15 protein-coding genes and 1 pseudogene (1 of these 16 running past the window's edge) are annotated in these 25,335 nt (G+C 69.8%); 5 read left to right on the top strand and 11 right to left on the bottom strand.

Features of this window, described 5'->3' with window-relative positions; all coding sequences use genetic code 11:
• Window positions 1–84 precede the first annotated feature (84 nt).
• From EDD92_RS40800 to EDD92_RS40785, 4 genes are all read right to left on the bottom strand, one after another.
• Window positions 85–909: a carbohydrate ABC transporter permease gene (locus EDD92_RS40800; protein ID WP_123968936.1), complete on the bottom strand. Its 825-nt coding sequence runs from the start codon at window positions 907–909 to the stop codon at window positions 85–87.
• Window positions 906–1,892: a carbohydrate ABC transporter permease gene (locus tag EDD92_RS40795; RefSeq protein ID WP_123968935.1), complete on the bottom strand. Its 987-nt coding sequence runs from the start codon at window positions 1,890–1,892 to the stop codon at window positions 906–908. The genes EDD92_RS40800 and EDD92_RS40795 overlap by 4 nt, the downstream gene beginning before the upstream one ends.
• Before the next feature lie 17 nt (window positions 1,893–1,909).
• Window positions 1,910–3,157 (bottom strand): extracellular solute-binding protein, encoded by a 1,248-nt coding sequence (locus EDD92_RS40790; protein WP_123968934.1) that lies wholly within the window; start codon window positions 3,155–3,157, stop codon window positions 1,910–1,912.
• Between the two features lie 194 nt (window positions 3,158–3,351).
• A complete protein-coding gene (locus EDD92_RS40785; RefSeq protein ID WP_123968933.1) occupies window positions 3,352–4,365 on the bottom strand; it encodes a LacI family DNA-binding transcriptional regulator in 1,014 nt (337 codons plus the stop codon).
• A 501-nt stretch (window positions 4,366–4,866) separates the two neighbouring features.
• On the opposite strand from EDD92_RS40785, the gene EDD92_RS40780 reads away from it, so the two are divergent.
• Window positions 4,867–8,481: a LamG-like jellyroll fold domain-containing protein gene (locus EDD92_RS40780; protein ID WP_123970769.1), complete on the top strand. Its 3,615-nt coding sequence runs from the start codon at window positions 4,867–4,869 to the stop codon at window positions 8,479–8,481.
• 211 nt (window positions 8,482–8,692) lie between these two features.
• Here the strand turns inward: EDD92_RS40780 and EDD92_RS40775 are convergent, their stop codons facing one another.
• Window positions 8,693–9,292: a TetR/AcrR family transcriptional regulator gene (locus EDD92_RS40775; protein WP_123968932.1), complete on the bottom strand. Its 600-nt coding sequence runs from the start codon at window positions 9,290–9,292 to the stop codon at window positions 8,693–8,695.
• 329 nt (window positions 9,293–9,621) lie between these two features.
• Here EDD92_RS40775 and EDD92_RS40770 point away from each other — a divergent pair, with 329 nt between their 5' ends.
• Window positions 9,622–10,272 (top strand): peroxiredoxin-like family protein, encoded by a 651-nt coding sequence (locus EDD92_RS40770; RefSeq protein WP_123968931.1) that lies wholly within the window; start codon window positions 9,622–9,624, stop codon window positions 10,270–10,272.
• Between the two features lie 405 nt (window positions 10,273–10,677).
• Here the strand turns inward: EDD92_RS40770 and EDD92_RS40765 are convergent, their stop codons facing one another.
• The 3 genes and pseudogenes from EDD92_RS40765 to EDD92_RS40755 form a co-directional block, all read right to left on the bottom strand.
• Window positions 10,678–11,130, bottom strand: coding sequence for a hypothetical protein (locus EDD92_RS40765; RefSeq protein WP_123968930.1), 453 nt, complete (start codon window positions 11,128–11,130; stop codon window positions 10,678–10,680).
• A 55-nt stretch (window positions 11,131–11,185) separates the two neighbouring features.
• Window positions 11,186–11,350 (bottom strand): annotated as a pseudogene (locus EDD92_RS40760) (IS110 family transposase); the annotation flags it as partial.
• Between the two features lie 16 nt (window positions 11,351–11,366).
• Entirely contained in the window at window positions 11,367–12,926 is a 1,560-nt protein-coding gene (locus EDD92_RS40755; protein WP_123968929.1) for a sigma-70 family RNA polymerase sigma factor, read from the bottom strand.
• A gap of 374 nt (window positions 12,927–13,300) precedes the next feature.
• On the opposite strand from EDD92_RS40755, the gene EDD92_RS40750 reads away from it, so the two are divergent.
• From EDD92_RS40750 to EDD92_RS40740, 3 genes are all read left to right on the top strand, one after another.
• The gene (locus EDD92_RS40750; RefSeq protein ID WP_123968928.1) at window positions 13,301–13,555 is read left to right on the top strand and encodes a hypothetical protein; all 255 of its coding nucleotides are present in this window, start codon (window positions 13,301–13,303) and stop codon (window positions 13,553–13,555) included.
• 52 nt (window positions 13,556–13,607) lie between these two features.
• The gene (locus tag EDD92_RS40745; RefSeq protein ID WP_123968927.1) at window positions 13,608–15,041 is read left to right on the top strand and encodes a glycoside hydrolase family 43 protein; all 1,434 of its coding nucleotides are present in this window, start codon (window positions 13,608–13,610) and stop codon (window positions 15,039–15,041) included.
• A 437-nt stretch (window positions 15,042–15,478) separates the two neighbouring features.
• Window positions 15,479–16,315 (top strand): class II glutamine amidotransferase, encoded by an 837-nt coding sequence (locus EDD92_RS40740; RefSeq protein WP_123968926.1) that lies wholly within the window; start codon window positions 15,479–15,481, stop codon window positions 16,313–16,315.
• Between the two features lie 41 nt (window positions 16,316–16,356).
• Here the strand turns inward: EDD92_RS40740 and EDD92_RS40735 are convergent, their stop codons facing one another.
• The 3 genes from EDD92_RS40735 to EDD92_RS40725 all read right to left on the bottom strand — a co-directional run.
• Window positions 16,357–16,725: an amphi-Trp domain-containing protein gene (locus tag EDD92_RS40735; RefSeq protein ID WP_123968925.1), complete on the bottom strand. Its 369-nt coding sequence runs from the start codon at window positions 16,723–16,725 to the stop codon at window positions 16,357–16,359.
• A 264-nt stretch (window positions 16,726–16,989) separates the two neighbouring features.
• Window positions 16,990–18,123, bottom strand: a complete 1,134-nt coding sequence (locus tag EDD92_RS40730; protein WP_123968924.1) for a hypothetical protein — start codon at window positions 18,121–18,123, stop codon at window positions 16,990–16,992.
• 19 nt (window positions 18,124–18,142) lie between these two features.
• Window positions 18,143–25,335: the end of a hypothetical protein gene (locus tag EDD92_RS40725; RefSeq protein ID WP_123968923.1), read on the bottom strand. Its footprint extends 20,782 nt past the window's final position; 7,193 of the gene's 27,975 nt are visible here — the last part of the coding sequence; its start codon lies beyond the right edge, outside the window; it ends in the stop codon at window positions 18,143–18,145.

Below are 25,335 nucleotides of genomic sequence, written 5' to 3'. Positions count from 1 at the left end.
TGCGGCTACCGCCGCGCGGGCGCGACCAGCCACGACGCAGCCGCAGACGACCGACGGCCCATCGCGGCACTTCGGGCGGACCGCTCAGTCCTTCACCGCACCGGCGGTGACGCCGGCCGCGACGTACCGCTGGGCGAGAACAAGAATCACCGCAGCCGGCAGCGAGGCCACGACGGCGGTGGCCATGATGGCGTTCCACTGCTGGTTGTTGTTGCCGATGTAGTGGTAGATGCCGAGGGTGATCGGCTCGTGGGAGCCGCCGTTGACCAGGGTGCTGGCGAAGACGAAGTCGGACCAGGACCACAGGAACGCGAACAGGGACACCGTGACGACGGCGTTGCGGCTCATCGGCAGCACCACGGACCAGAAGGTGCGCAGCGTCTTCGCCCCGTCCATCTGTGCGGCCTGGAGGAGTTCGCCGGGGATGCCGGACATGAACGCGGTGAAGATCAGGACCGCGAACGGGACGGCCAGGGTGGAGTCGGCGACGATCAGGCCGGGAACGGACTGGAGCAGCCCGAGTTGGAGGTAGATGGCGTAGAAGCCCATCGCCATGATGATGCCGGGAATCATCTGGGCGGCCAGCAGGACGAAGCTGAGGAGGCCGCCGCCGCGCGGGCGCAGCTTGGCCAGCGCGTAGCCGGCGGGGGCGGACAGGAGCACGGTCAGAACGACGGTGCCCAGGCCGATGACGAGGCTGGTGCCGAGGTACGGCAACTGCTCGTCCAGGACGGTGCGGTAGCCGGCCAGCGTGCCGTGCACCGGCAGCAGGCCGGGTGGGCTCTTGCGCATGTCCTGGTCGCGGGTGAGGGACACGTTGATCATCCAGTACACCGGGAACAGCATGATCGCGGTCAGTACGACGCCGGTCGTGGTCTTTCCCCATGTACGCCTGCGGATGCGGCTCATGACAGGGCCTGCTTTCTCTGCACCCGGACGTAGACCAGCCCGAAGACGAGCGCGGCGACCACGAGCAGGTTGCCGACGGCCGCACCCGGGCCGAAGGCCGGCAGGAGATTGCCGAAGCCGAGCTGGTAGGACCAGGTGGCGAAGGTGGTGGAGGAGTCGGCGGGGCCGCCCTTGGTCATGATCCAGATGATGTCGAAGACCTTGAGCGTGTAGACCAGCCCCAGCAGCAGGGTGATCGCGGACACCGGGCGCAGCAGCGGGAAGGTGATGCTCCAGAACCGGCGCCAGGCACCCGCCCCGTCCAGGGCTGCGGCCTCGTACAGGCCGGCCGGGATGGACTGCAGGCCGCTGTAGAGCACGACCAGGTTGAAGGGGACGCCGATCCAGATGTTCGCGATGATCACCGAGGTGAGCGACCAGGTCGGTGAGGTCAGCCAGTTGACCGGGCCGATGCCGAGGGCGTGCAGGGCGGCGTTGACGATGCCGGAGTCGGTGTTGAGCATCCACGACCAGGTGGACGCCGACACGATCAGCGGCAGCAGCCACGGCACGAGGAACAGGGCGCGCAGGGTGGCGGAGAGGCGGAAGTGCTGGTTGAAGAAGACCGCGAGGGCGAGCCCGATGGCGTACTGGAAGACCAGGCAGACGGCGGTGAAGAGCGCGGTGTGCAGCAGGGCCGGGGCGAAGGTCGGGTCGTCGAAGACCTTCCGGTAATTCTCCAGCCCGGTGAAGGGGGCGTCGCCCTGGACGAAGGAGCGAACGGTGTAGTTGCGCAGGCTCAGGTCGAGGTTGCGGTAGAGCGGATAGGCGTAGAAGAGGGCGAGGTAGAGGGTCACCGGGGCGAGGAAGCCCCAGGCCGCCCACTGCTGGGAGGTCGGACGGCGGCGCTTCCTGCCGCTGGCCGGGGGCGGGGCGGCGGCGGTGGCCGCCCCGTTCCGGGCGTCCGCGGGCCGGTGGTCCGGCGGATGAGTCGTCTGCTTCATCGGGCTCACATCACACGTCACTTGGCCGCGGCCTGCGCCGAACTCAGTGCGTCCTCGGGAGACTTGGAGCCGCTGAGGGCGGACTGGACGGCCTTCCACATCTGCTCGGAGATCTTGGGGTACTTGGTGCCCAGGTCGTCACTGGTGCGGCCCTTGGCCGCCTTGACCGCCTCGACCCACGGCTTCAGGTCCGCGCTGGCGGCCACCTGCTTGTCCTGGACCTCGCTGGTGGGCGCCACGTAGGACAGCGTGGTGTCGGTGGCGTTGAGGTTGTCGCCGCTGGTCAGGCAGGTCACCAGCTTTTGCGAGGTGGCGTAGCGGCCGGTGTCCTTCTGGACCGGGACCGTCACGAACTCGCCGCCGGTCGGGGCCGCCGCGGTGCCGCCCGCAGCCGCCGGGACCGGGATCACGCCGTAGCCGAAACCGGCCTTCTTGGCATTGGCCAGCTGCCAGGTGCCGTTCTCGGCGAACGCGTAGTCGCCGCTGGCGAACTCCTGCCAGCTGGTGGTCTGGGTGTTGTTCAGCACCGAGTTGGGGGCGTAGCCCTGCTTCAGCCAGTCCTTCCACAGCGACAGCGCGGACACGGCCCGGGCCGAGTCGAGTTCGGTCAGCTTGGCGCCCGCGCCCCACAACCAGGGCAGGAACTGGAAGCTGCCCTCCTCGGTGCCGATCGCGGAGAAGGTGATGCCCTTCTTGCCGGCCTTCTTGACCTTGGCCAGCGCCGCCGTCAGCGACGTCCAGTCCTTGATGGAGGCGACGTCCACCCCGGCCTTCTTCAGCACCTCCTTGTTGTAGTAGAGGGCCAGGGTGTTGGCGCCGATCGGGGTGCCGTAGGTCTTGCCGCCCGACTGGCCGGCCGCGAGCAGGTTGGGGTCCACCTTGGAGGTGTCCAGCTTGTTGTCGTCGGTCGTGGTGAGCACCCCCGCCTCCGCCAGCGTCGACACCACCGGGTTGTCGACGATGAGGACGTCCGGGGAATTGCCCTGCTGCGCCGCCAGCAGCGTCTTGTTGCCCAGGTCGCTGGTGTCGAACGCGGTCCGCTTGACCTTCACGCCGGCCTTGGTGCCGCACTGGTCCAGCAGCTTCGCCCAGTCCGAGGTCTTGTCGAACTGCGGGTACGGGTCCCAGATCGTGTACGTGCCGCCGCCGGCACCCTTGGTGTCGGTACTGCCCGAGCCGGAGGAACAGCCAGTGGCGGAGACGGCCACGGCGAGCGCGGTCACGGCCGCGGCGGTCAGACGACGCTGTCTGGAGGAGGTGTTCATGGCGAGGGTTCCTTTGTTCTGGGCATGCGGGTGCCGAAGGCACGGGTGGGTGAAGGCATGGGTGGGTGAAGGCATGGGTGGTACAGGCCTGTCCTGGCGTGGCGAGGAGAGGCGGGCACGACGGACGCAGCCCTGTCGAGCGCTGTGAACGTCAGGTGAAGTGAGGTGAGTTGTGGAGTACTACGGATGTGCGGTCAGGGCGCGGTAACGGGCCCGGTGCTGGCCCGTAGGGAGATCGGCGGGGCGAGGAGATGGTGGCGGGGCGGTGCGTCGGGATGGTCGAGCCGCTCCACCAGCAGGTCGACGGCGCGTCGGCCCATCTCCTCCGCCGGTACGTCGGCCGCGGTGAGCTGCGGGGTCACCGTCTCGGCCCAGCGGCTGGCGACGACACCGGTGACGGAGAAGTCGCGCGGCACATGACGGCCCGCATGCGCGAGCCCCCGGTAGAGACCGCCGAGAGCGGCCTCGTTCAGCGTGACCAGGCCGGTGGTGGCCGGGTCGTCGCGCAGGATCTGTTCCAGGCAGGCCTGGCCGGACGCGGCGTCGTCCCCGCAGCTATACGTCCGCACCGTCAGCCCACGCTCGGCCGCGGCCTTCGTGAACCCCTCCAGCCCCCGGTGCGCGGACTCGTACCCGGCCCGCAACAGCTGCTCGGGCCGGTTGACGAAGGCGATGCGGCGATGGCCGAGGTCCGCCAGGTGGTGGACACACGCCGCCGCCAGCGCCGTGTGATCCAGGCCGACCCACCAGCCGCCTTCCGGATGGGCGGTACGCCCGATGGCAACCGAGGGGAAGCCCAGGGCGGCCAGGTGGTCCACCCGGTCGTCCTCCAGCCTGATCTCCATCAGGATCGCGCCGTCGACCCGCCGCTCCCCCAGCAGCCGCTGGAACGAGCGGTCGCTGTCCACACCGCTCGGGGAGAGCAGCACGTCGTAGTCGTATGCCGCGGCGGCCTCCACCACACTGCCGATGAAGTCCAGCTGCATACCGGTGTAGTGGTTCCCGGCCGGCGGAAACACCAGACCGATCGTGCTCGTCCGCCCGTTGGCCAGGGCTCGCGCACTCGCGTTCGGCCGGTAGCCCAGCTCGTCGATGACCTCCTGGATCTTCCGACGCGTGTCGTCCGAGACCGGACGCTTGCCGCTCAGCGCATACGAGACGGTGCTCCGCGAAACACCGGCCCGGCGGGCGATCTCTCCGATGTTCACGGCGGCTCCTTGCGCGAAATCCTTGCCCGAACCGGTTCGAGTGCTCGGTGGAGAGAGTACTCGCCGGACGTGAAGATGTGGGTTGGAACGGAGAGCGAGAGCCGGTTGTCGAACCGGTTCGCGTGAAGTGAAGGTAGGAACTGACCAGGCCCCTGTCAACACCTCCGACGACACTTTCCAGTCCGTTCGAAGGTCCCGTTTTCTTCCTGTCCAGGGGATTGCTGGCCGGGGATTTCCGGTGCTAGCTTGCCGAACCGGTTCGATGAAGTGATCCTTCCGACGACCGCGGGCCGGTTCCATCCCCTCTCCGGGCAGGTGAAGTCTCCGCCCCAGCCGACGGGACGAGCTCCCTCACGTCTGCGGCGAAACGGGATCGAACCGGTTCGACGCACGAGACGACACACCGACAAGCCGATACGCCGTCACGCCGATACACAAGGATTGAGGACGCAATCCATGCCATCCGCTGACAGATCCGCCCGGCGCCGGGCCCCCGCCGCCATGGTGCTGGCTCTCGGTGCGGGCCTGCTGGCCGCACCGGCCGTACCCGCGCAGGCAGCCGATACGCCCCGGCCCGCCGCCCACTACACCTTCGACCAGGACGACCTCGCCTCCGGCGGGATCACCGACAGCTCCGGCAACGGGCTGACGGCGACCCTGGTGAACGGCTCCACCGCCCAGTCCGTCGCGGGCCCGGACGGCGGCAAGGCGCTGTCCCTGCCCGGCGGGGCACCCTCCTCGGACGGCGCGTATGTCCGCCTCCCCCGCGAAGTCCTGGGCGACGCAAGCGACTTGACGGTCTCGGCCCGCGTGAAGTGGAGCGGCGACAAGTCGGCCTGGCAGCGCATCTTCGATCTGGGTACCGACACCACCAAGTACCTGTTCACGACGCCGTACAACGGCAGCGTGCTGCGTACCGCCGTGACCACCGGCGGAGGGGGCGCGGAGGCGCAGGTATCCGGGTACGCGCCGCTGCCCGCCGAGGGCTGGCGGACCGTCACCGTCACCCTCGACACCGCCGCCCACCGGGTCACGACCTATCTCGACGGCGTGGCGGTCTCCGCCTCCGCGACGAACGTCAAGGCCAAGGATCTGCTGGACGGTTCGGCCACCGCGGCCGGCTACATCGGCAAGTCCTTCTACCCGGACCCGCTGCTGAAGGGCGCGGTCGACGACTTCACGGTCTGGCACTCGGCGCTCACCGCCGAGCAGGTGGCCGGTACGGTCGGGACCCTTCCCACTCTCCAGCAGCTCTCGCAGACGTCCTTCGAGGTCCGCACGACGACCGGGACGGCCCCCTCCCTGCCCGCCTCGGTCCGCTCCTCCTTCTCCGACGGCTACGACCGCGACACACCGGTCACCTGGGACGCCGTACCGGCCGGGAAGTACGCCCAGCCGGGCACCTTCACGGTGGCCGGAACCGCCGCCGGGCAGGCCGTGAAGGCGACCGTCACCGTGGTCCGCGAGGGAGCCCTCACCGTCGATCTCGGCTCGGACACCGGCACGTTCCACGGCGGTGCCTCCGGCACCCTCTACGGCGTGTACGGACCGGACGTCCCCACCAACAACCTCCTCGAGGGCATGGGACTGCGCACCGTCTCCACCAAGGCGCAGGACGGCCCGCAGCACCCGGGTGCCGACGCTCTGGACGTGGTCAAGCCGCTGGCCGACTCCACCGACGGTGACGTGTACATCTACATGACGGACATCCACCGCGGCTTCCCGTACGAGTGGCCCGGCGCCACCCCCGAGGAGAAGCTCAAGCTCTACGAGGAGAAGATCGCCAAGCAGGTCGACCAGGTCCTGAAGCTGCCCAAGCAGTACCAGGACAACATCGTCTTCGTGCCGTTCAACGAGCCCGAGGGCAACATGTTCGGCACCGGCGAGTGGAGCTACAACAAGGTCAGCTGGCTGAACGCCCCCAAGGACTACTTCGCCGCCTGGGATTCCGCCTACAAGCTCATCAAGGGCAAGATGCCCGACGCCCGCGTCGCCGGTCCCAACACCAGCGTCCTGTACGACCAGGTGAAGGGCTTCCTCACCCACACACTGGCCGCCGGCACCCTCCCGGACGTGATCACCTGGCACGAGCTGAGCCACCCGGAGGCGGTGCGCGAGAGCGTCGCCAAGTACCGGGCGTGGGAGAAGGACCTGTTCAAGGGAACCGCCCGCGAAGGAACCCACCTCCCCGTCAACATCAACGAGTACGCCTTCAACTACCACACCTCCGTCCCCGGCCAGATGATCCAGTGGGTGTCCGCGATCGAGGAGTCCAAGGTGGACGCCGACATCGCGTACTGGAACATCGACGGCAACCTCTCCGACTCCGCGGTGCAGTCGAACCGCGGCAACGGCCAGTGGTGGCTGCTGCACTCGTACGCCTCGATGAGCGGGCACACCGTGAAGGTGACGCCGCCGTTCCCGGGCCAGAACTACACCATGCAGGGCGTGGCCACCCTCGACGAGAAGAAGAAGCAGGCCCGGCTGATCTTCGGCGGCTCGACCGGGAAGGGCCACATCACCTTCGCAGGAGTCCCCAAGAAGGTCTTCGGGGACCAGGTCCACGCCTGGGTGCGGGAGATCGACTGGAGCGGGCAGGTCGGCGACAACTCCGGCCCGAAGCTGCTGACGGAGACGAACCTCAAGGTCGGGGACGACGGGACGGCCGTTGTCGACTTCGGCGACGGCACACTGCCGACGCTGAGGGAGTCCTCGGCGTACGAGATCGTCCTCAGCCCGGCCGGGAAGGCGAAGGGCACGCAGTCCGCGCCCGTGCGCTGGCAGGGGTCGTACGAGGCGGAGGACGCAGCCCACACCGGGTCCGGCTACTCCAAGAACGGCCCCGAGGGTTCGACGAGCGACGTGTCGAAGTTCTACACCTCCGGCGGCTACGACGTCGGCGGCCTGCGCACCGGTTCGGACGTCACACTCGACTTCGCCGTGGACGTCCCCGAGGACGGCACGTACGACCTGAGCGCCTTCGCCAACTCCCTGAACACCTTCGACAAGGTGAAGGAGCAGGGCCCCACCAACGTCTTCCTGCGCGTGGACGGCAAGGCGGACAGCGAGCAGGAGCTGTACCTGCCGCTCGGCTACAAGTGGGTGGTGTGGGACCACACCGACACCAAGGTGCATCTCACCAAGGGCAGGCACACCCTGACGCTCGCCGCGAAGAGCCTCGACGGCAAGCGCACCACCAAGGGCGACGCCATCGTCGACCGCCTCACCCTGTCCCTGCCGGACCCGTCGGCGGCCACCGAGGTCCACGAGGGCGAACTGGCCTGGCTGGGCGGCGGGGCGCGGCCCGTCTACGACCTGCCGAAGCAGGCCGGAACCCCCGCCACGGGCTCGGGAGCGGCCCGGCTCGCGAAGGGCCAGACCGCCACGTTCTGGGTCTACTCCCCCGCCGACCGCGAGGCCACCCTCGACGTCGACACCCTCGGCGCCGCAGACGCACGCCTGGCGGTCAACGGGCACGACGTCCTGCACGTGAACAAGGCCAGGCACGAGGTCGCCGTCTCCCTCTCGGGCGGCCTCAACAAGGTGACGGTGACCGGCAGTTCGGCCGCCACCCTCGTCGACCGGCTCACGGTCACCCCCACCGACGGCACGCTCAAGGCGCGCACGTACGAGGCGCAGGACGCCAAGCTCGCGGGTTCGACCACGCTGACCTCGCTGCCCCTGGCGACGGACGGTACGGCGATCACCGGCATCGGCGGCGACCCGGGCAACGGCAACACGGCGACGTTCACCGTCGCCGCGGACAAGCCCGGCCTGTACGCCCTGCGCATCCGCTACTCGAACCCCGAACAGTCCGAGGCCACCCACTACAACCCGGACCCGCTGGCCCGCCACGCCGACCTCACCGTCAACGGCGGCACGATGCAGCGCGTCAACTTCCCGCACACCTTCCACCAGGACAACTTCTGGGAACTGACCGTCCCGGTCCAGCTGAAGAAGGGGCAGAACACGATCGCCTTCCGCTCCGAGGAACTGCCGAACTTCGACGGCACGACCTACGCCTCGGACACCTTCCCGGGAGTACTGCTCCGCTCCCGCTACGCACCGCTGATCGACCGGATCACCGTGGCGCCGTATGCGCGGGAGGTGCGATGAGTTAGCCGCCGGCGTCGCAAGCAGGGGCCCGGGTCCGTCAGGGTGGGCGGAACCGGGCCTCTGGCGTTACCCGCGGGGCTCGGGTGAGCCGCGCCGGCGGACCACTGCGAGGAAGACCGCGACGGCGTAGCTGAAGCCGTGGCGGCTTCCATCCTCCGTCCGGGCACCTCACCTGCGCTCAACCCCAGTTGAGAGCCGGATCCACGGATGCTTACGCCGCCGCTGTGACGCCGAGCGAGTCCAGGGCGGCGGTCACCGTCTTTCGCAACGTCGCGGCGTCAGCACCGGCACGCGAGCGCAGGTTGACGCCATAGGCGAGCAGGGCCAGCAGATCCGCGGAAGCATCGGGGTCGGTCACTGGGGCAAGCTGCCCCTGGCGCTCGGCGGTGACCAGCGCCGCGTACATTGCCTCGCGCAGCTCCCGGTGGTGCTGGTCCAGGACGGCGCGCACGTCCGGATCGCTGTTCTCGACCCCGGCGTGTGCGTTGGAGACCATGCAGCCCCAGCGGGCGTACTCACCCGAGCAGCGCGCCTCGATCAGGCCGGCGAAGAACTCGGAGACGGCCGGCAGACCCCGCTCGTCCCCGGCCAGGCTCCGAAAGATCGGCTGGGAACGCTGCTCGAGGTAGCGGCGCAACGCCGCGAGGTAGAGCTCCTGCTTTCCGCCGAACGTGGCGTACAGGCTGGAACGGTTGAGCCCGGTCGCGCTCACCACGTCCTGGATCCCGGTCGAGGCCACGCCCTGCCGCCAGAACAGCCGCACCACGGTCTCCAGGGTGGCATCCGGATCGAAGTGCTTGATGTCGGGCATGGCCCACCCCGCTATCCTGAAATGAGGATTCCAAGATACTCCCGGTTGAGCACGCCGCAAACGTATCGACAGGTACACGGCAGCCCGCCGGGCGCCCCTGAACGGGGCACAGCCCCCGCCTGCGCCGACACCTCACTCACCCATCGCGCAGTCCAACTCGCCGCGTTCATCATGGCGTTCGCCCTGACCGTCCGTCACCCCTTCACCAGCCTCTGCCCATTCGTACCTCGGCATGGCTGGCGCGGGACCACGAACCCCCTTATCTTGGAACGGTCATTTCAAGATTGACCGGTCCCGCCCCAGCCGCCGACCAGAAGGAATCAAGCACCATGACCAGCCTCAACACCGAACTGCGCGCTTTCTACGCAGCACGCCAGCAGCAGATCCCCGCCGAGATCCGGGCAATCATGCAGCGAGCCGGCCAGGAACTCGCCGACTCCGGCCGGGCCGATCGCGCCCTGACCGTCGGCGCCCAGGCTCCACGCTTCAACCTCCCCACCGCGACCGGACAGACCCTGGCCCTGGACGACCTGCTCACCGACGGCCCGGTCGTGCTGACCTTCTACCGCGGCGCCTGGTGCCCGTACTGCAACATCGCCCTGCGCTCACTCCAGCAGCACCACGAGGCCATCACTGCCCGCGGCGCCCGCCTGGTGGCCGTCTCCCCGCAAATCCCCGACGAGTCCCTCAACCTCGCCGAGAAGCACGATCTCGCCTTCGACGTCCTCAGCGACATCGGTTCCGACACCGCCAAGCAGTACGGCCTCGCCTTCGACCTCCCCGACGACCTCGCCGCCGTCTACGCCAAGCTCGGCTTCGACCTCCAGCGGGTCAACGACGGCCACCGGCGCACGCTCCCGCTGCCCGCCACCTACGTCATCGACCGCGACGGCGTCATCCGCTGGTCCTTCGTCGACACCGACTACACCACCCGCGCCGAACCGGCCGACATCCTCGCCGCCCTCGACGCAATGCATTGATCCCTGGGCAACTGCCCTTATTCCTATTGACCACAACAAATTGCCCCCAGAATCGCTGGGCTGCTGGTCAAGACGGCTGTCAGGCTCCGCCTCGTGGAGATTCGATTCAAGCAATTCCGCCACCGTGAACTCCAGGACTGGCTCGCCACACACCCTGTGCCCTAGGAGCCAGCCGCCTACTCCGCCCCTGAAGCGACGGTCCACCGCGGCAACGTTCTGCGCCCGCACCCACAGGCTCTAGCCCAACCCGGCCGCATCCCATGCTGCCCTCGGCTCCAGTAAGAGGATCAAAGCATTGGGGACGCAGCTCAGGCAGCACGCCTCGCCCCGCTTCGGCGACGAAGTCGAGACCGCGGTGGCTTCCCAATACAGAGGTCAAGCTCTGTCGGGAACGGAATTCCGTGATCAGTCGAACCAGACGATGAGTCGCACATGTTCTGGTCCATGCAGCTCGGCAAGCGTCCGCATCACGTCCCAGACCGGTGCCCAGTGGGTTCCCGGCCCGGCGACCGTGCTTCGGCTGAGCGTGCGGGACCGATCGGTCTCGTCCCAGTTGGCAGCTGCCAGCTCGGCCCAGCTGATCCACGTTGTGCCGTGTGCGTCCCGTGGCCCGCCCCAGGCGTTGAACGCGGCCCGCAGCCCATCCGAAGCGTCCTCCGGCAGGCCACGGTCTTCGGTCAGCGGCTGGAACCCGAAGGAGTTACGGACGCCGAAGAGGCAGGCGAGTGCGTCATAGGCGTTGCCGGTGTTGAGGAGGAAGAGGTCGATGGCGGCGTGCCAGACCGCGTCCTCGTCGTCCTCGCCCCAGATCCGGGCCAGGGGTCTGCACTCGATCATCCCGCTCACGTCGGTGGACATGTCTGCAGTCTGCCGAGAACGGACAAGGCTCGTCGCCTCGTTTTCGATGCAGAACCTATCCGGTGGGCTGGGGTGGGGCGACGTCGTAGAGGCCCCGGTCCCGGATCAGGGCCCACAGCACGTTGATTCTGCCGCGGGCGAGGGCGATCACGGCCTGAGCATGGCGATTGCCTTCAGCGCGCTTGCGGTCGTAAGACGTGCGGGAGTTGGGGTCCTTCCGGCAAGGCCGTTCCGTGTCAGGTCCAGGGCGCCACGAGGACGAAGGAGCGGCTGGCCCGGTAGGCAGCCGTGTTCTCGGAAGGGTCGAGCCACAGCTGGAGGTTGCCCCGGTGGCGGAGGTAGCGGCCGGCGTAGTTGTACGACTCCAGGGAGACGGAACCGGCCATGGAACCGGAACGGGGGCAGAAGGTGGCGTCCTTCCGGAAGATGGCAGATCGGTCGTCGCTGTCCAGCCGGATGCGGAAGGCGTAGTGCCGCAGATACCTGCCGGTGGCGTCCCTGAGTGAGTAGCAGCGGGGGTCGGCCAGGCCGGGAACGAAGGTGAAGGTGGCCGCCTGCCGGGTGGCCACGGAGCTGGTGGCGCCGACCGGGCCCAGGATGCCGAGTCGGCCGGACTGGCTCACGTAGGCGCCGGGGTTGTCGACCGACCGTAGGGCGTGCCGCCCCGAGAACCGCACCGCAGCCGTCGTCGCCGGGGCTGCTGTCGGCGTCGATGTGGGTGCCGGTGTCCGTGAGGCGGACGCTCTCGGCGTCGGCACCACGGACGAGGCGGCGGGCGACAGTGGGGCCGCCGCGGCGGGCCGCGGGGCCGGCTCGTGAGACCCCGCGGCGGTGTACCAGGCCACTCCGGCAGCGGCGAGCGTGACGGCTCCCGCGGCTGCCGCCGCCGCGGGCTTGGCGGCCAGCCTGCCGATCGTCCGCGCCGTACGGCTTGTACCGCTCGCCGTCCGGGTGCCCGCGCCGACGGTCGCCCCGGCCGAATCCGCCCTCAGCGCCCTGGCCAGTACCAGGCCGGCCAGGCCGAGCGGCACAGGCACCAGCGCGAGGCCGGCCAGCAGCCCCTCCGCCGGTATGAGGTCGGACGAGCTCGACAGGCACTGCGGACAGTCGCGGACATGGCGTGCCAGCCGCTTGCGCCACAGCGCGGACGGCCGCCCGTCCCACGAGGCGAGCAGGGCGGTCAGGTCCGGGCAGCGTGGCGAGGCCGTCACGGCACGTACGACGGTGCGCGCCGCCTCCAGCCGCTCCTTGACCCGCTGGATTCGGACCGCGGCATGCTGGCGTGTGAGGCCGCAGGCCGCCGAGAGCTCGCCGCGGGTCAGTTCACCGGCGCTCTCCATCCACCACAGCGCGAGTACCTCGCGTTCCTCGTCCTCCAGCCAGCGGGTCGCCTCCACCGCTTCGCGCCGCTGGCCCGACAGCGCAAGCCGAAGAATCGCCAGCTCGGAGAAGTCGGCCTGCGGGTCCGGTTCCTGGGCGTTCTCCTCCAGGGGTTCCACACTGAGCCCGGTGCGCCCTCTGCGCCACCGGTCACGGATCTGCCGCACGGTGATGGCGACGAGCCAGGACCGGAACCGATCCGGTTGCTCCAGTCCGGGCAACCCGTCCAGGACCCGCATCATCGTCTCCTGGACCACGTCGTCGACATCGCTGTGCCCGTCCAGCGCCCGCCCGACGATGTTGTAGACCAACGGCAGACAGTCCCGTATGAGCTGTTCCGAGGCCTGCCGGTCCCCGGCTCGCGCCGCCATGACGACGGTGATGTCCGGCTGTTTCTGCGTGCCCTGCGAGCGCACCCCGTCCCACCTGTCCCGTCGCCTTGCCGATGTGTCGAGGGCGACAGTGTGTCAGGAGTGAATCCGGAGGATTTCGCGCGGGTCGCTCCCCAGGTGCCCCCCCACGCGTTCGCCCGTTCCGTGTTTTCCGTTATGCGCCCACGCGTCGGCGCGTCTCCTTTGTGTACGACCCCTGCAACGACCCCATCCCGGACACACGGAGGCAACGCGGGTTTCTCTTGGCTTCACCCCTCTTGACACCCACTCTTACCCCCCTCTAACTTTTCGCCGAATTCACGAACAATGTCCGGGATATCGAACACGCGCCTGTTTGCCGGACCCCTGTGGCTCGCCTTCACTTCCGCTCCGCGACGTGAAACAAGGATGCCTCTGTCATGAGCATTGCCCCCACATCCGCCGGTGTGGAACAGATCATCCGCCCGACCGTTCGCCACGGCGACGGCGCCGGCCGTCCTCGCCGACGGCGCGACAGCCGGGACAGAGTCGGCCGTCCCCGTCGCGCAGGCGGCCATCACGACGTTCCCGAACGCTTCGCGTGGCTCGCCACCAACGGCGCGACCGCGGATTTGGCCCTGTTCGAACAGCGCACCTGCGGCCCAGCCCCCGGCTTCCAGTGGTCACGCACCTGACACTCCCCTTCCGCCCCCCGCCCCGGCACCCGCAGAAAGACAGGAAACGCACATGTCAAGGGTTCTCACCCGGCTCGCGGCGATATTGGTCGCCGTCGGCCTCTTCTTCACCTCCCAATCCCTCGCCACACCTCAGCGGGCGGCCGCTGCCGACCCCGGCTACCTGATGGTGCACTTCACCGGGGAGGGGTCTGCCAACCAGCAGATGTACCTCTCGCACAGCACGGACGGCCTGCACTGGAACGACCTCAACGGCGGCGGCATGGTCCTGCGCTCCACGGTCGGTACGCAGGGCGTGCGCGACCCGGCATTCGTGAGATCCCCCGACGGCAGCAAGTACTGGATCATCGCGACCGACCTGTGCATCAGCTGCGGGCAGACGTGGAGTCAGTCCATCAACGACGGCAGCCGCAACCTGGTGGTGTGGGAGTCCACCGACCTGGTCACCTGGTCCAAGCCGTGGCTGCTCAACGTCGCCGGCGCGATCCCCGACGGCCGCAACGCCTGGGCGCCCGAAGCGATCTGGGACCCGCAGACCAACGACTACGTCCTGTACTGGGCGACGAACGTGCCCCTCAACGGCGCGACGAAGCACCGCATCTTCTACGCCCGCACCAGCGACTTCCGCACCATCAGCACCCCGCAGACCTACATCGACCGCCCCGGCACCCAGGAAATCATCGACACCCAGATCATCGAGATGCCCTCCGGGGTGGGGAACTACCGCTACGTACGGGCCTCCGGCGACGGTCAGATCACCCTTGAGGGCAGCAATTCGATCCTCGGAACCTGGACCAGGCTCGGTGACCTCTCCGGCATCGGCCTCACCGGCTCCCAGGTCGAGGGCCCGATGTGGATGAAGTTCAACGGCACCAACAAGTGGGCCCTCTACCTCGACCAGTACGCCACCAGCGGCGGCTACATGCCGGTCCTGACCACCGACCCGTCCAACCCCGCGACGTACCAGAGGCAGGCTTCGGGAAGCTACAACATGGGCGGCACGAAAAAGCGCCACGGCTGGATCATGAACCTGACGGCCGCCGAGGAGAGCCGCGTGCTCGCCCGCTGGCCCAACACCGCCGGCAACCGGCTCCAGTCGTACAACTTCCAGGACCGGTACATACGGCACACCAATTTCGACGTACGCATCGACCCCAACGTCAGCCCCGTCGACGACTCCCAGTTCCGGCTGCGGCCCGGCCTCGCGGGCACCGGCACCGTCTCCTTCGAATCGGTGAACTACCCCGGATACTTCCTGCGGCACGCCGACTACGACTTCCAGCTTGTCCACAACGACGGCACCGGCCAATTCGCCCAGGACGCGACCTTCCGTCAGGTCTCAGGACTCGCCGACTCGTCCTGGTCGTCGTTCCAGTCGTACAACTACCCCGACCGGTACATCCGCCACTACGCCTATTACCTGAAGCTCGACCCGATCACCACCACGACAGCCCGCGGCGACGCCACCTTCCGCGTGACGAACTGATCCGACGGGGATGCCGGTGTCTCCGCGGAAGCGCCGGCATCCCCTTTTCTCGCCACCCATGTATGCCGACGTGTCGAATCCGGTCCGTCGCCCGCCGACTGGCACAGATACGTCCGCGGCAAGGGTGCCGGTGGAGCCGCACAGCCATGGACGGCTCCACCGCCCCGTGCTCGGAGTAGTGGCGGTCCGATCCGCGCCCGCATGGCGATGCGCGGCGAGAGAGGCGAAAATGAGATCGGGACAAGAGCCACCCGATCATCGGACACGGCGTCGCCGCCGGCGCGAGGGACGCCCACCATCCTCAGTGCGCTCGAGCCGAGCCGGCAGAGCAGTGGGGCGCTGCAGCCAGGTGACCGGCGGACTCATTGAAGACTCCGGGCGCCGCGGGCGGGACATCAGCAGTCCGCAGGTGCAGCTGGGAACACAGGTGATCGCTCATGTGCCGATGGCTCGCTTACTGGGGAACACCCCTGCTTCTCGACACCATCCTCTACAAACCGGCCCACTCGCTGATCGATCAGAGCCTCCACTCCAGATTGGGCGTCGAGACGACGAACGGCGACGGTTTCGGCGTCGGCTGGTACTCGCAGGAGAGTATCGACACCCCGGCCTTGTTCAGGGACATCGGCCCCGCCTGGAACAACCGCAATCTGAGGGAGATCGCGGATCATGTCCGCTCCCCGCTGTTCTTCGCCCACATACGGGCGACGACCGGCACGGCGGTGCAGCAGACGAACTGCCACCCGTTCCGGCACGGCCGCTGGATGTGGATGCACAACGGCGTGATCACAGGTTTCCACCTCATGCGTCGCGAGTTGTCCATGCTCGTCGACCCTGGGCTGTACTCCGACATCGAAGGAACGACGGACTCGGAGGTGATGTTCTACCTGGCGCTCACCCTCGGCCTGGACAAGGACCCGCCGGGCGCCGTGTCCCGGATGGTGGGAGTGGTGGAGCGCAGCGGCCGCGATCACGGTGTGGAGTTCCCGCTGCAGATGACAATCGCCGTGACCGACGGCGAGCGCGTCTGGGCCTTCCGCTACTCGAGCCAGGGCACTTCCCGGTCTTTGTTCTACAGCACCCGCGTGGACGCACTGCGCAAGCTGCACCCCGATGCGGCTTTCCTGGAGGAGGTGTCGGACGAGACCCGCCTCATCGTTTCCGAACCTCTCGGCGACCTGCCGGGCGCCTGGAACGAGGTACCGGAAAGCAGCTACGGCGTCGTGGAGGCCGGGGCCGACGCGTTGTATCCCTTCGTCCCGGAACCGGCATGACACGTCGACTGCTTCTCATCAGCCGAGGTCCCAAGCACGACTCATGCCGTTTTTGTGGCGGCCCGCTTCGCGCTCTTGCCCCTGCTGGTGCCCGTGCCGCTCCGACCGGGCTTGGCGGGCACGTTCCTCCTGCTCGTGGTCTTCCCTGTGCCTGCGGCCGGCTGCGACGGCGCTGTCCGGGTCGGTGCGGTCGGCCATTTGAACTCGATCTCCAGCTCGATCTCCCCGTCGCCGACCTCGACTTCCACCTCGCTGCGAAGGTCGTCGGGAATCCGCAGGCTCAGCGTCGCGGGGCCGATTTCCAGTTCGGCATCCCCGCCCTCTCTCAGTGCAGCCGCAAGTGCGGTGAGCTGGTCAGCCGCCTCAATGCGTGACAGCGAGGCCTTCTGCTCGAACTTGAGATCCTTCATGGGTGCCTCCGATCCGGAACAAACAGGGCATAACGCTAATTCTGAGGCCATACGCAGGATCGGACATCCTCACGGCCGGGCGAAGAGCCGGCACTCGCGCCGCCGGCCTGAGCGAGTCACCGTCGCCGACTACTCATCGACACCTCCGCTCCCACCTGCGTCGTGTCGTGCTCACCGATGAAGCCCGGCATCGCCCAAGCGCAGAGCAGGCGCCCGAGCTGGTCTTTCGTCCGTCAGGCGCCTCCCCCGGTTCGATCATCGGCGTCAGTAACGTCCGTTCTGGGACACCTCTTTGCTGTCGCCGACGGCCGTGGTCACCACGGCCCATATGTCGTGGCTCGTGTCGCGCGTGCCCTTGTCGTGGTTGTACTGGAACTCGAAGACGTATGTTCCGGGGTCGAGGGTGATGCCCGCGTCGAGCGTCACGACGTAGTCCACTCCCCCGTCCGAAGCCCTTCCGGTGTGCACCGTGACCTTGTCGCCGAGGGACGTCCAGACGCCGGTGTTCGCCACGCCGCCGGTCTGGGCCACGTGCAGGACGACCTTGAGTGCGCTGAGCTTCTTGGTGGTCGTGACGCTGACGTTGCTCTGGCTCCAGTAGTCGTTGGAGGACGTCACGGAGGTCCGTACGGAGAGGTAACTGCTCTGCCCGGCCGTCGAGGACTTGACCGCGGCCTTCTGGGGTGAGACCGCGGCGGTGTGCCCTGGCGTGGGGGTGTGACCGTTCTGGGCGTCGGCGGCCGCCAGGCCTACGGCGGGGGGCGCTGCCGCGGCTGCCTTCCCGGCCCCTGCCGCAAGGCGTCCTTTCGCAGGCGTGGTCGGGGTCTGGGTCGGGGTGCCCGCCTCGTCGAGGCCCTTGCCGGGGCCCAGGATCGGCTCCGGCTTCTCCTTGGCCGTCGCGGTGGAGGGATGCGAGCCCAGTCCCTCGGTCACCCCTACCGCCGCGAGAAGAGCGCCGGCCGCGACGGCTACGCCGAGAAGCCACTTCGAGACGGCGTGACCGGCGACGGCCCCCGTGGGAACCGGCGCCGCGTGCGCACCGCGCTGCTGCTCGGCGACAGCCGCCTGCCACAGTGCGACCGAAGACCCCTCGTCGGGAGCCTCCGTGTCGGCCTTGGTGTCCTCACCAGCCGGCTGTGCGGAGGGGTTTGCCGGGGCCGCCGGCTCTTCGGGCTGCGCAGACGTCGGCTCAGCGGTGCTCTCGTCCTTGCCTTCGTCCTGCGGGGCGGCCCACGGCAGTGGCTGATCCCACACGGCGCCCGTCTGCGCAGCAGCCTTGGTGCCGGTATCGGCGTCCGGTGCTGTGGGCGCCGGGGCGAGCGCGACCTGCGCCTGGGACTGCCCGGCGGATCTGTCCGTCCCGCCGGCTTCCTCGGCGGACTGGTCTCCTGGTGTCATCTGAGCTTCGTTCCCTTCGTCATTGCAGGTCGGTAGGGCTGCCGGTGTCGGCAGCGTGTTGATCACCGTTGATTCGCGTGAGGAACCTTTCCGCGCTGGCCTCTGCGGTCTCCGCACCGTCCGACGGGTGCGCCGGGCCGGCGGATCCGCTCCCGGGCGCCGTCTCCAGGGGCGACTGCGGTGGAGAGTCGTCCGGCGCGGTATCGCCGTTCACCCGGGTCAGGAACCCCTCGAGGAGGCGGTCCGTCGTCCGCTCCGCGCCGGACGCCGCACCAGCGTCGTCGTCGACGTGTGCGGTGCTCGTCTCCGGTTCGGTGACCAGGACTTCCGCCAGGGCGGGTGAGACCGCGAGGTCGATGGGGAGCATGAAGTACAGGCCGCCTGGGACGTTGACGAGCAGCTTTCCGTGCGGGCCGGAGAGGACGACGTCCAAGTCGGCCTTGTAGTAGCGGAACGGCCGGACACTGGCGACGTTCCGCTCCAGGATCTCCTCGGCCTCCGCGGCCCGCTCCCCGGACGTCTCCCCCTCGTAGCGCAGGGGTGCCGAGTCCCGTAGCGAGTGGCCGTCGATGTCTCCGCCGAGGTCGGGGCCCGCCCCGGCGAACCATGCGCCGGACCGGCCATGGAGGTGCTCCTGTGTCTCTCGGCCCTGGTTGAAGTGGCGCGAGAGGATCTCCACGTCGGACTCCGGCAGGACCGTGACACGGGTGATGCGCATGCCTGCGGTCACCTGCTCGCCGCCCACCTGCACCTGGTACCGGTGCCGCAGCAGGCGTTCCAGGCTGAGCCGCAGCTGCACCTCGTTGGTGAGGTGGTCGTACAGCATGCCGGGGAGCGTGGTGCGGTCCGGCCGCCAGGTCTGCGGCGCCTCGGGCCGGGGGCGTGTGGTGGTGGGCGCCGCAGGCAGCACGGCCCAGCGGTTGATCTCGGTCGCGGCGGGCAGTGCCCAGGGATGTCCGTGCTCGGACATCAGGTCCACCAGGGCGTCGTTCAGGGGCTGTTCCTGGGTCTGCCACACCGGCGGGGCGGCATCCTGGGGGTGGTCGGGCGTCGGTTGTGGTGCCTGGCCGGGCCGGACGAGGTGCTCGGGGACGACGACGCGTACCCAGCCGTCGACGGTGCCGTCCTCGGGCCGCTGCGGGAACCGGGCGAGGTACGACCGGGGCCGGGAGCCGGCCGCCGCCCAGCGACGGCGCCCCATCAGGCTCGAGACGGCGAGGGACACCCCGTGGAGGAGCCGGACGGGGGCGGAGAGCACCTCGGGCAGCTGCCTGGTGAGGGCCATCTCGACCCTGAACCGCTGCCGCAGCCGGAACTCGACCGACGGGTTGCGGGTCTGGCCCCAGTAGACCTCCACGTTCTCTTCGTGCTGCTCGTGGGCCGTGCTCGCCTCACCGGACCAGCCGCCCGCGATCTGGAGGCCGCCCTGTGTCCCCCGGCCGGCCCTGCCGTGCAGTTCGCCGTGGACCTCGACCTCGGTCGAGCGGGCGGTGCTGGTCGTCTCCTCGGTGATCGCCTTGCCCCGCAGCAGCATGGTCAGCTCGGGCCGGGCGTGCTGCGACAGCGGCTCCAGGGTCTCGGCGGTGACCTTGGTCCACAGGTAGCGGGTGGCGCCGAACGCCGAAGGGATGGGCAACCACCGGGTGACTCCGCCGGTGTTGAGCAGGGTGAACTGGTCGAGCAGGGCGGCGGGTGAGTAGGAGGCCTCGACGGAGCTCAGCAGCAGGCTCGGCCGGTGGCCGAAGCCGTCGGGCCGTAGCAGGCCCTGCTCCGTCAGCCACTGCTTCATCGTCTCCAGCACGCCGTCCGCCTGCAGCACCTCCGGGTGGGTGCCTCCGGGCAGCAGCGCCAGGTCGAAGTGACCGGTCGGCGGCTGCGGTTCGACGGGCGCCACGCCGTCCGGCACCGGCAGAGACAGGTCGAAGATCCGCCGCTCGGGGACCACGAACTCCAGGCCGTGCCTGACCTCCAGCACCCGCTCGGCGCCGGTCGTGCCGGATGCGCTGCGGGTCAGTGCGTCGGTCAGGTGGGGGCTGCGCCAGCGGTGCAGGGTGATCCGGAACACCGCGTGGGCGCGGTAGGTGTGCTTGGGGCCGCCGTACGTGCCGCGGGTGATGCCGACTGGGCCGACGGCCGTGCCGTGGCCGCTCTCCCAGCCCCACTGGAGGCCGCCGCCGAAGGTGGCGCGCAGTTCGCCGGTCAGCGGGTGGTGCTGCTGGGCCGGGGACTGCCGCTCACCGGTCGTGAGCCGCTCCACGCCGGTCGCGGCCGACTGCTCGCCGTCCTCCTCGCCGTGGCCGAAGTGGCGGGCCGGACCCAGGCGGCCCGCCACGCCGACGGTGTGGGTGCGCTCGGCGGTGCGTTCGTAGTGGGCGGTTCCGCTGGTGTTCTGCCACAGCTGGAAGGCGGCCCCGGTGTGCGCCCGCACATGCTGCGGTTCGGCGGCGACGAGCTGCAGCCGCAGGGCCTGGTGCCATCCGTCGGGTCCGTCGGGCAGCTCCACCAGCCGCCCGTGGCCGGTGGTCAGGGACGGGAAGTGGGCCACCAGTTCGTTCGGCGCGAACAGCTTCTTGATCTCCGCCGGCCAGTTCGCCGGGTCCGCCCGCCACTCGTCCGGAAGTCTGTTGGCCTGCTGGTACATCGTCGCCGCCGTACGTGCCACTTCGGGCGCGGACAGGAACGACCGGTACACGACTGCGGAGCCGTGGCTGGTGAAGTCCACCAGCTGGTCCGCGGCCGGCAGGGATTCGAGGGGCCGCACCCGGCCGGCCTCGGCCAGCAGCTGCGCCGGGATCCTCCCCGACGGCACGTGCAGATGCGGCATGGCCACGCGGGCCACCACCTCGTCCGGCCGGTCGATCCACCACTTCTGCTCGGGGTGGCCGTCAGTGCGTACGGACAGCTCGTACACGGCGTCGTAGACGTGCTCGTCGGCCTTGCCGCCCATGTCGGCGCGCTGTGTGGACTTCGCCGCGCCGGAGAACTGGTGCTCGGTGCCACGCCCGATGCTGCCGGTCAGCCCCGCCTGTCCGAGGCGCAGCCGCAGGAGCTTGGTCAGTTCGGCATCGCCGCGAGCGCCCACGAAGGCCCGCAGCTTCCAGGCGTGCTTGCGCTCTCCGCTGACCGTGGCGCCCTGCCCGGAGCGGACGTTGAGCGACATCGGCCGCGTCTCGTCGCCTGTGGCGCCGCCGACGCGCTCCCGCAGCCGGGCGGTCACCGACACGTGGTACGTCCGCCCGCCCAGCCGCACGGAGTGCTCGACGCCGGACATCAGCTGCGCGAGGTCGGTCTCCAGGGACGGCCGCCCGAACGTGGTGAGCAGTTCCCGGTCCGCGCCCGCCCAGTCGACCCGGGGGCGGCCCAGCTTGACGAAGGGCGGGTGGCCGGTCAACTTCAGTCGGCGGCCGGTCAGTTGCTGGTGCGTCTGGCCGATGACGGTGCGGATCTGGTCGTGGACCAGTTCGGCGCCGGGCAGGCCGAGGAGGGTACCGAAGCCCAGGCCCCGCCGCGTCGCCAGGGCCAGCGGTTCGCGTTCGTGCGGCTGCGGCAGGGGCGCGTCAAGACGCTCCGGGCGCCGGTAGGCCGCCTGCGGCAGGCCGACGCCCAGTTCGGCCGCCTCCGCGAGCAGCGCCCGCACATACGGCCGCGCCTCCACCGGACCGGCCGGCTGGGGCTGCCGCAGCAGCGGCGCGTCCGCTCCGAGCACACGGCGCTCGAAGTCGGCGGCCTCATGGCTGGGGACGCCGAGTTCGGCCGGCACGATGCGGGTGAGCGGCTCGATGCGGTGCGTGGTGGAACGCACCTCGAGGGAGACGTTCAGCGAGGTGCGGTAGCGCGCGTGGTCGTCCGAGGTCTGGACGATGGTGTGGAGGGCCGTCGCGACGGCCAGGCCCTGACTGGTGCCGCGCTGGACCTCACCGGTGAGCGAGAGGAACTCCGCCGGCCCCACGACGACCCGGCCGCCCAGCGAGGCGCTGCTCTTCGCACCCTCCTTGCGGTGCGCCACCAGCGTGCTGGCGGAGTCCTCGCGCACGGGGACCTTGGCGGTGTCGCCCAGGTACTCCAGACCTTCGATCGTCGCCCTGATCGCCACATGGCCCTGGAACGACCGGCCTAGGCCGGTGGAGAGGGACACCCGGTCCGTCACCAGCTCGTTGCCCAGCAGGTAGCGGCTGCGGTTGATGGCGGACCGCTCGTTGAGCTGGACGAGGGTCCGTTCCATCAGTGTTCGTACGGCGTCGGCGGGTAGTCCGGCGGCGTGCAGCCGGCGTTCGAACTCGGCGGCCAGCGGTGTCAGATCAATGGCGTTGAGGATCGTACGGGCCCGGTGGCGCCCGGCGTCCTGCTGTTCACCGTCGCGCACAGGGGCGGCGTGGGGCACGTGCTGCAGAGCACCCGGGACCGTCAGCGACTTGGGCAGCCGCACGGTGAGACGTTCAGGGATGACCCGGTCGTGCCGGCGTTCCTCGCCGTCGACGAAGATCCGCAGCTGCAGGCCCGCGCGGAACGGGGTGCTCTGCTGCATCCAGATCTTCCGGTCGAAGACCACCCTGCGGTTCGTCTGCGTCTGGCCGGTGCGGTGCGCCTCGACGCTCAGCACCGGCGCCGGCGTCACCGACGACACGGCCCTCGATCCGGTGGAGATCGCCGTCAGCAGGGAGCTCGCGCCGGACCAGCCGCCCTCTCCGGCAGACTTGTGAGTGGTCGCCAGGGAGCCCCAGTTGAGGGCGTACCCGTCGACCGGGGACGCCTCCTGCGGCAACGGCTCCACATTGCGCAGCACCGGCCGCACCCACACCACATGACCGTCCGCGGTGAGCAGCCGGCCGCGCTGGAGGGCCGTCTCCCAGAAGTCCAGCAGCCGCTCCCGGTCGGCCGCGGCGCTGCGGGTGTCCTCGCCGGCCGCCAGTGCCTCAGGCACCTCCCCGCTGCGGAGCAGTGTGCGAAGGGCCTCGCGGATGCCCGTCTCCAGCTCGGCGCTGTCGCCGTCGTGCCGTACCGCGTACGCGATGTTGTTGGCCCACTGCCGGATCAGCGCCTCGTCCCAGGAATCGACGGCGGTGACGTTCAGTTCGCCGTGCGCGTCCATGCCGTTCCCGCCCATGTACCAGGGGACTTCGGCGTGCGGCGGGGTCGCAGCGGCGTCCGTCTGCGGCTCGCGCTCCGGTACGGCGTGGGCGGCGGCCACGCCGGACTGCTCGCGCACCTCCGAGACGTCGTCGGCAGGCAGGTCCGGCTGCTCGGGCTGGTGCGCCGTGGACGGCGAGTTCTCCGGTGTGTGAATCGGCTCGGTCGGTGTGCCCTCTGCGCCGAAGAGGAACGTGTCTCCGGTGGCCTGGTTCCCGACGACGAACTGACGGCGGGGATCCGTGCTCGTCCCGGTTTCGTCGCCCACCCAGCCGATGGTGAGATGGCCGCCGACCTGCGCGGCGTCCGCCCACGCGAATCCGAGTTCCCCGTCCGGGTTGTGGCTGACCTGGACCGGCCGGCCCGACAGCTCCGCGGGGACCTCGTGCAGGTAGATCTGGTGCGAGACCAGTTCACCTCGGGGCCCGAACACGGTCTCCAGGCCCGTGGCCTCGTGTGTCACCGGCCGCAGCCCGTCCGGCCGAGCGGGCAGCACCGTGAATCCGTTCACGGAGAGTCCCGCCGCGTCCACGACCGGCCCGGCCTCCTCCAGCGCCCGGCGCGCGGCCGCCCACAGCGCCTCGTGCGCCGTGGCCCGCAGTTCGGCGAGCCCGTCGGGGTCCGCCGACGCATTCAGCCCGGAACGCCGCAGGAAGTCCGTGGCATCGCGCGAGATCAACGGCACCAGCACCTGCGCAGGCGCACTCCGCGGGCCCGACGACCGCTCCCCGGGCAGCATCTCGTCGAAGATCCGGGCCAGCACCTGGTCGTACTCCACGCCGACCATACCCACATGGTTCTGCGGCCGTGTCCGGGGCGCACGCCTCGCCGACAGCCCCTCGTTCAGCCCGCGCAGCCAAGTCCGCCACGGCGCCGCACTGTTGTGGCGCGCCGGGACCAGGATCCCGTCCGTGCCGAAGCGGAGCGCCTCACCGGTCACCCGGTCGGTGAGGACGTATCCGTCCGAGGTCGTCTGCAGGCCGTGGGACGCCACGACCAACGGGTCGGCGGCGACCAGCTCCGCGACCCAGCCGTGGGGTGCGCTCTGCGAGACGGGGACCCGGAGCCTGCGGATCAGCGCGCCGACCAGGTGCTCGGGCAGGCCCTCACCGTGGAGCGGGACCTCGACGTCCCGGGGCACGCCGTTCCCGTCGACGCGCCACCCCAGGTCGTCCCCGGGGGCGTTGATCCAGACCTCGGTCAGCGTCCCCGACGCGTCGCGCACCTCGCCCAGTTCATAGTGGTCCGCCCCCACCACCGACAGTTCGGGGCCGTCCTCGCCCGCGGCGAACCGCAGGAAGTCCTCCGTTCCCGTCAACCGCACGTCCAGCGCCTGCGGCACCCCGTCCGCGGCGAACTGCCAGCGCACCTCTCCCGCCGCGTCGGACGCGGTGTACCCGCCGTCCGCCCGCGACGTCACCGTCCAGCCGGGCAGCGGCCTCATGTGCGCGTCCACGGCCTCCGGGAGCGCCGGCAGTCCCAGCAGCTCGTACCGGGCGACGACCTCCGGGGACGGCACCACCAGCCGGAACCCGGGAGCCGCGGGCAGTCCCTCGGCCACGGCCGGCAGGCCCGGCCGCCACCGTGCCCGCTGCCTGCCGCGGGACTCCGCCTGCCCGGACTCCTCCCGCACCTCTTGCGCGGCGTCACCGGACGCCTCCGGCTCGGCAGGCTGCTCCTGCTGTGCCTCGGCCGACGACGACTCTGCCGCCGGTGCGTCAACCTCGCCCAGCGGGGCCTTCCCGCGGCCCGAGAACGCGCCGCCGGACGACTCACCGACGTGCGGCAGCACCCGACGGACCAGCACACCTGAGGTGTCGAAACGCCACTCCGCCACCACGCCCTCGTTCCGGCCCACCGGCTGCAGCGTGACGGTCAGACCGTCCGGGAACCGGGCCAGCCGCCCGCCCTCGACCGGAACGCCGTCGCGGTCCAGCAGCTCCAGCGGACCCTGGATACCGTCCGGCACCCGCAACCGCACCACATGGTCGACGCCCGGCAACTCCAGTTCGCGGTACTCGAAGCGGACACGGGAATCGAGGAACAGGGCTCCCTCGTCCCCCTGGACGACGAACCCGCCGCCTT

Origin of the sequence: Streptomyces sp. TLI_185, from assembly GCF_003814765.1 — a bacterium.
In the GTDB taxonomy this organism is placed as follows: domain Bacteria; phylum Actinomycetota; class Actinomycetes; order Streptomycetales; family Streptomycetaceae; genus Streptomyces.
The sequence above is the reverse complement of the archived record's forward strand: the minus strand, read 5'-3'. Positions and strand labels throughout refer to the sequence as shown.

Coding starts and splice junctions, on each gene's coding strand:
- EDD92_RS40800 (WP_123968936.1), bottom strand. CDS start 909: ATGAGCCGCATCCGCAGGCGTACATGGGGAAAGACCACGACCGGCGTC.
- EDD92_RS40795 (WP_123968935.1), bottom strand. CDS start 1,892: ATGAAGCAGACGACTCATCCGCCGGACCACCGGCCCGCGGACGCCCGG.
- EDD92_RS40790 (WP_123968934.1), bottom strand. CDS start 3,157: ATGAACACCTCCTCCAGACAGCGTCGTCTGACCGCCGCGGCCGTGACC.
- EDD92_RS40780 (WP_123970769.1), top strand. CDS start 4,867: ATGGTGCTGGCTCTCGGTGCGGGCCTGCTGGCCGCACCGGCCGTACCC.
- EDD92_RS40775 (WP_123968932.1), bottom strand. CDS start 9,292: ATGCCCGACATCAAGCACTTCGATCCGGATGCCACCCTGGAGACCGTG.
- EDD92_RS40770 (WP_123968931.1), top strand. CDS start 9,622: ATGACCAGCCTCAACACCGAACTGCGCGCTTTCTACGCAGCACGCCAG.
- EDD92_RS40765 (WP_123968930.1), bottom strand. CDS start 11,130: ATGTCCACCGACGTGAGCGGGATGATCGAGTGCAGACCCCTGGCCCGG.
- EDD92_RS40750 (WP_123968928.1), top strand. CDS start 13,301: ATGAGCATTGCCCCCACATCCGCCGGTGTGGAACAGATCATCCGCCCG.
- EDD92_RS40745 (WP_123968927.1), top strand. CDS start 13,608: ATGTCAAGGGTTCTCACCCGGCTCGCGGCGATATTGGTCGCCGTCGGC.
- EDD92_RS40740 (WP_123968926.1), top strand. CDS start 15,479: ATGTGCCGATGGCTCGCTTACTGGGGAACACCCCTGCTTCTCGACACC.
- EDD92_RS40735 (WP_123968925.1), bottom strand. CDS start 16,725: ATGAAGGATCTCAAGTTCGAGCAGAAGGCCTCGCTGTCACGCATTGAG.
- EDD92_RS40730 (WP_123968924.1), bottom strand. CDS start 18,123: ATGACACCAGGAGACCAGTCCGCCGAGGAAGCCGGCGGGACGGACAGA.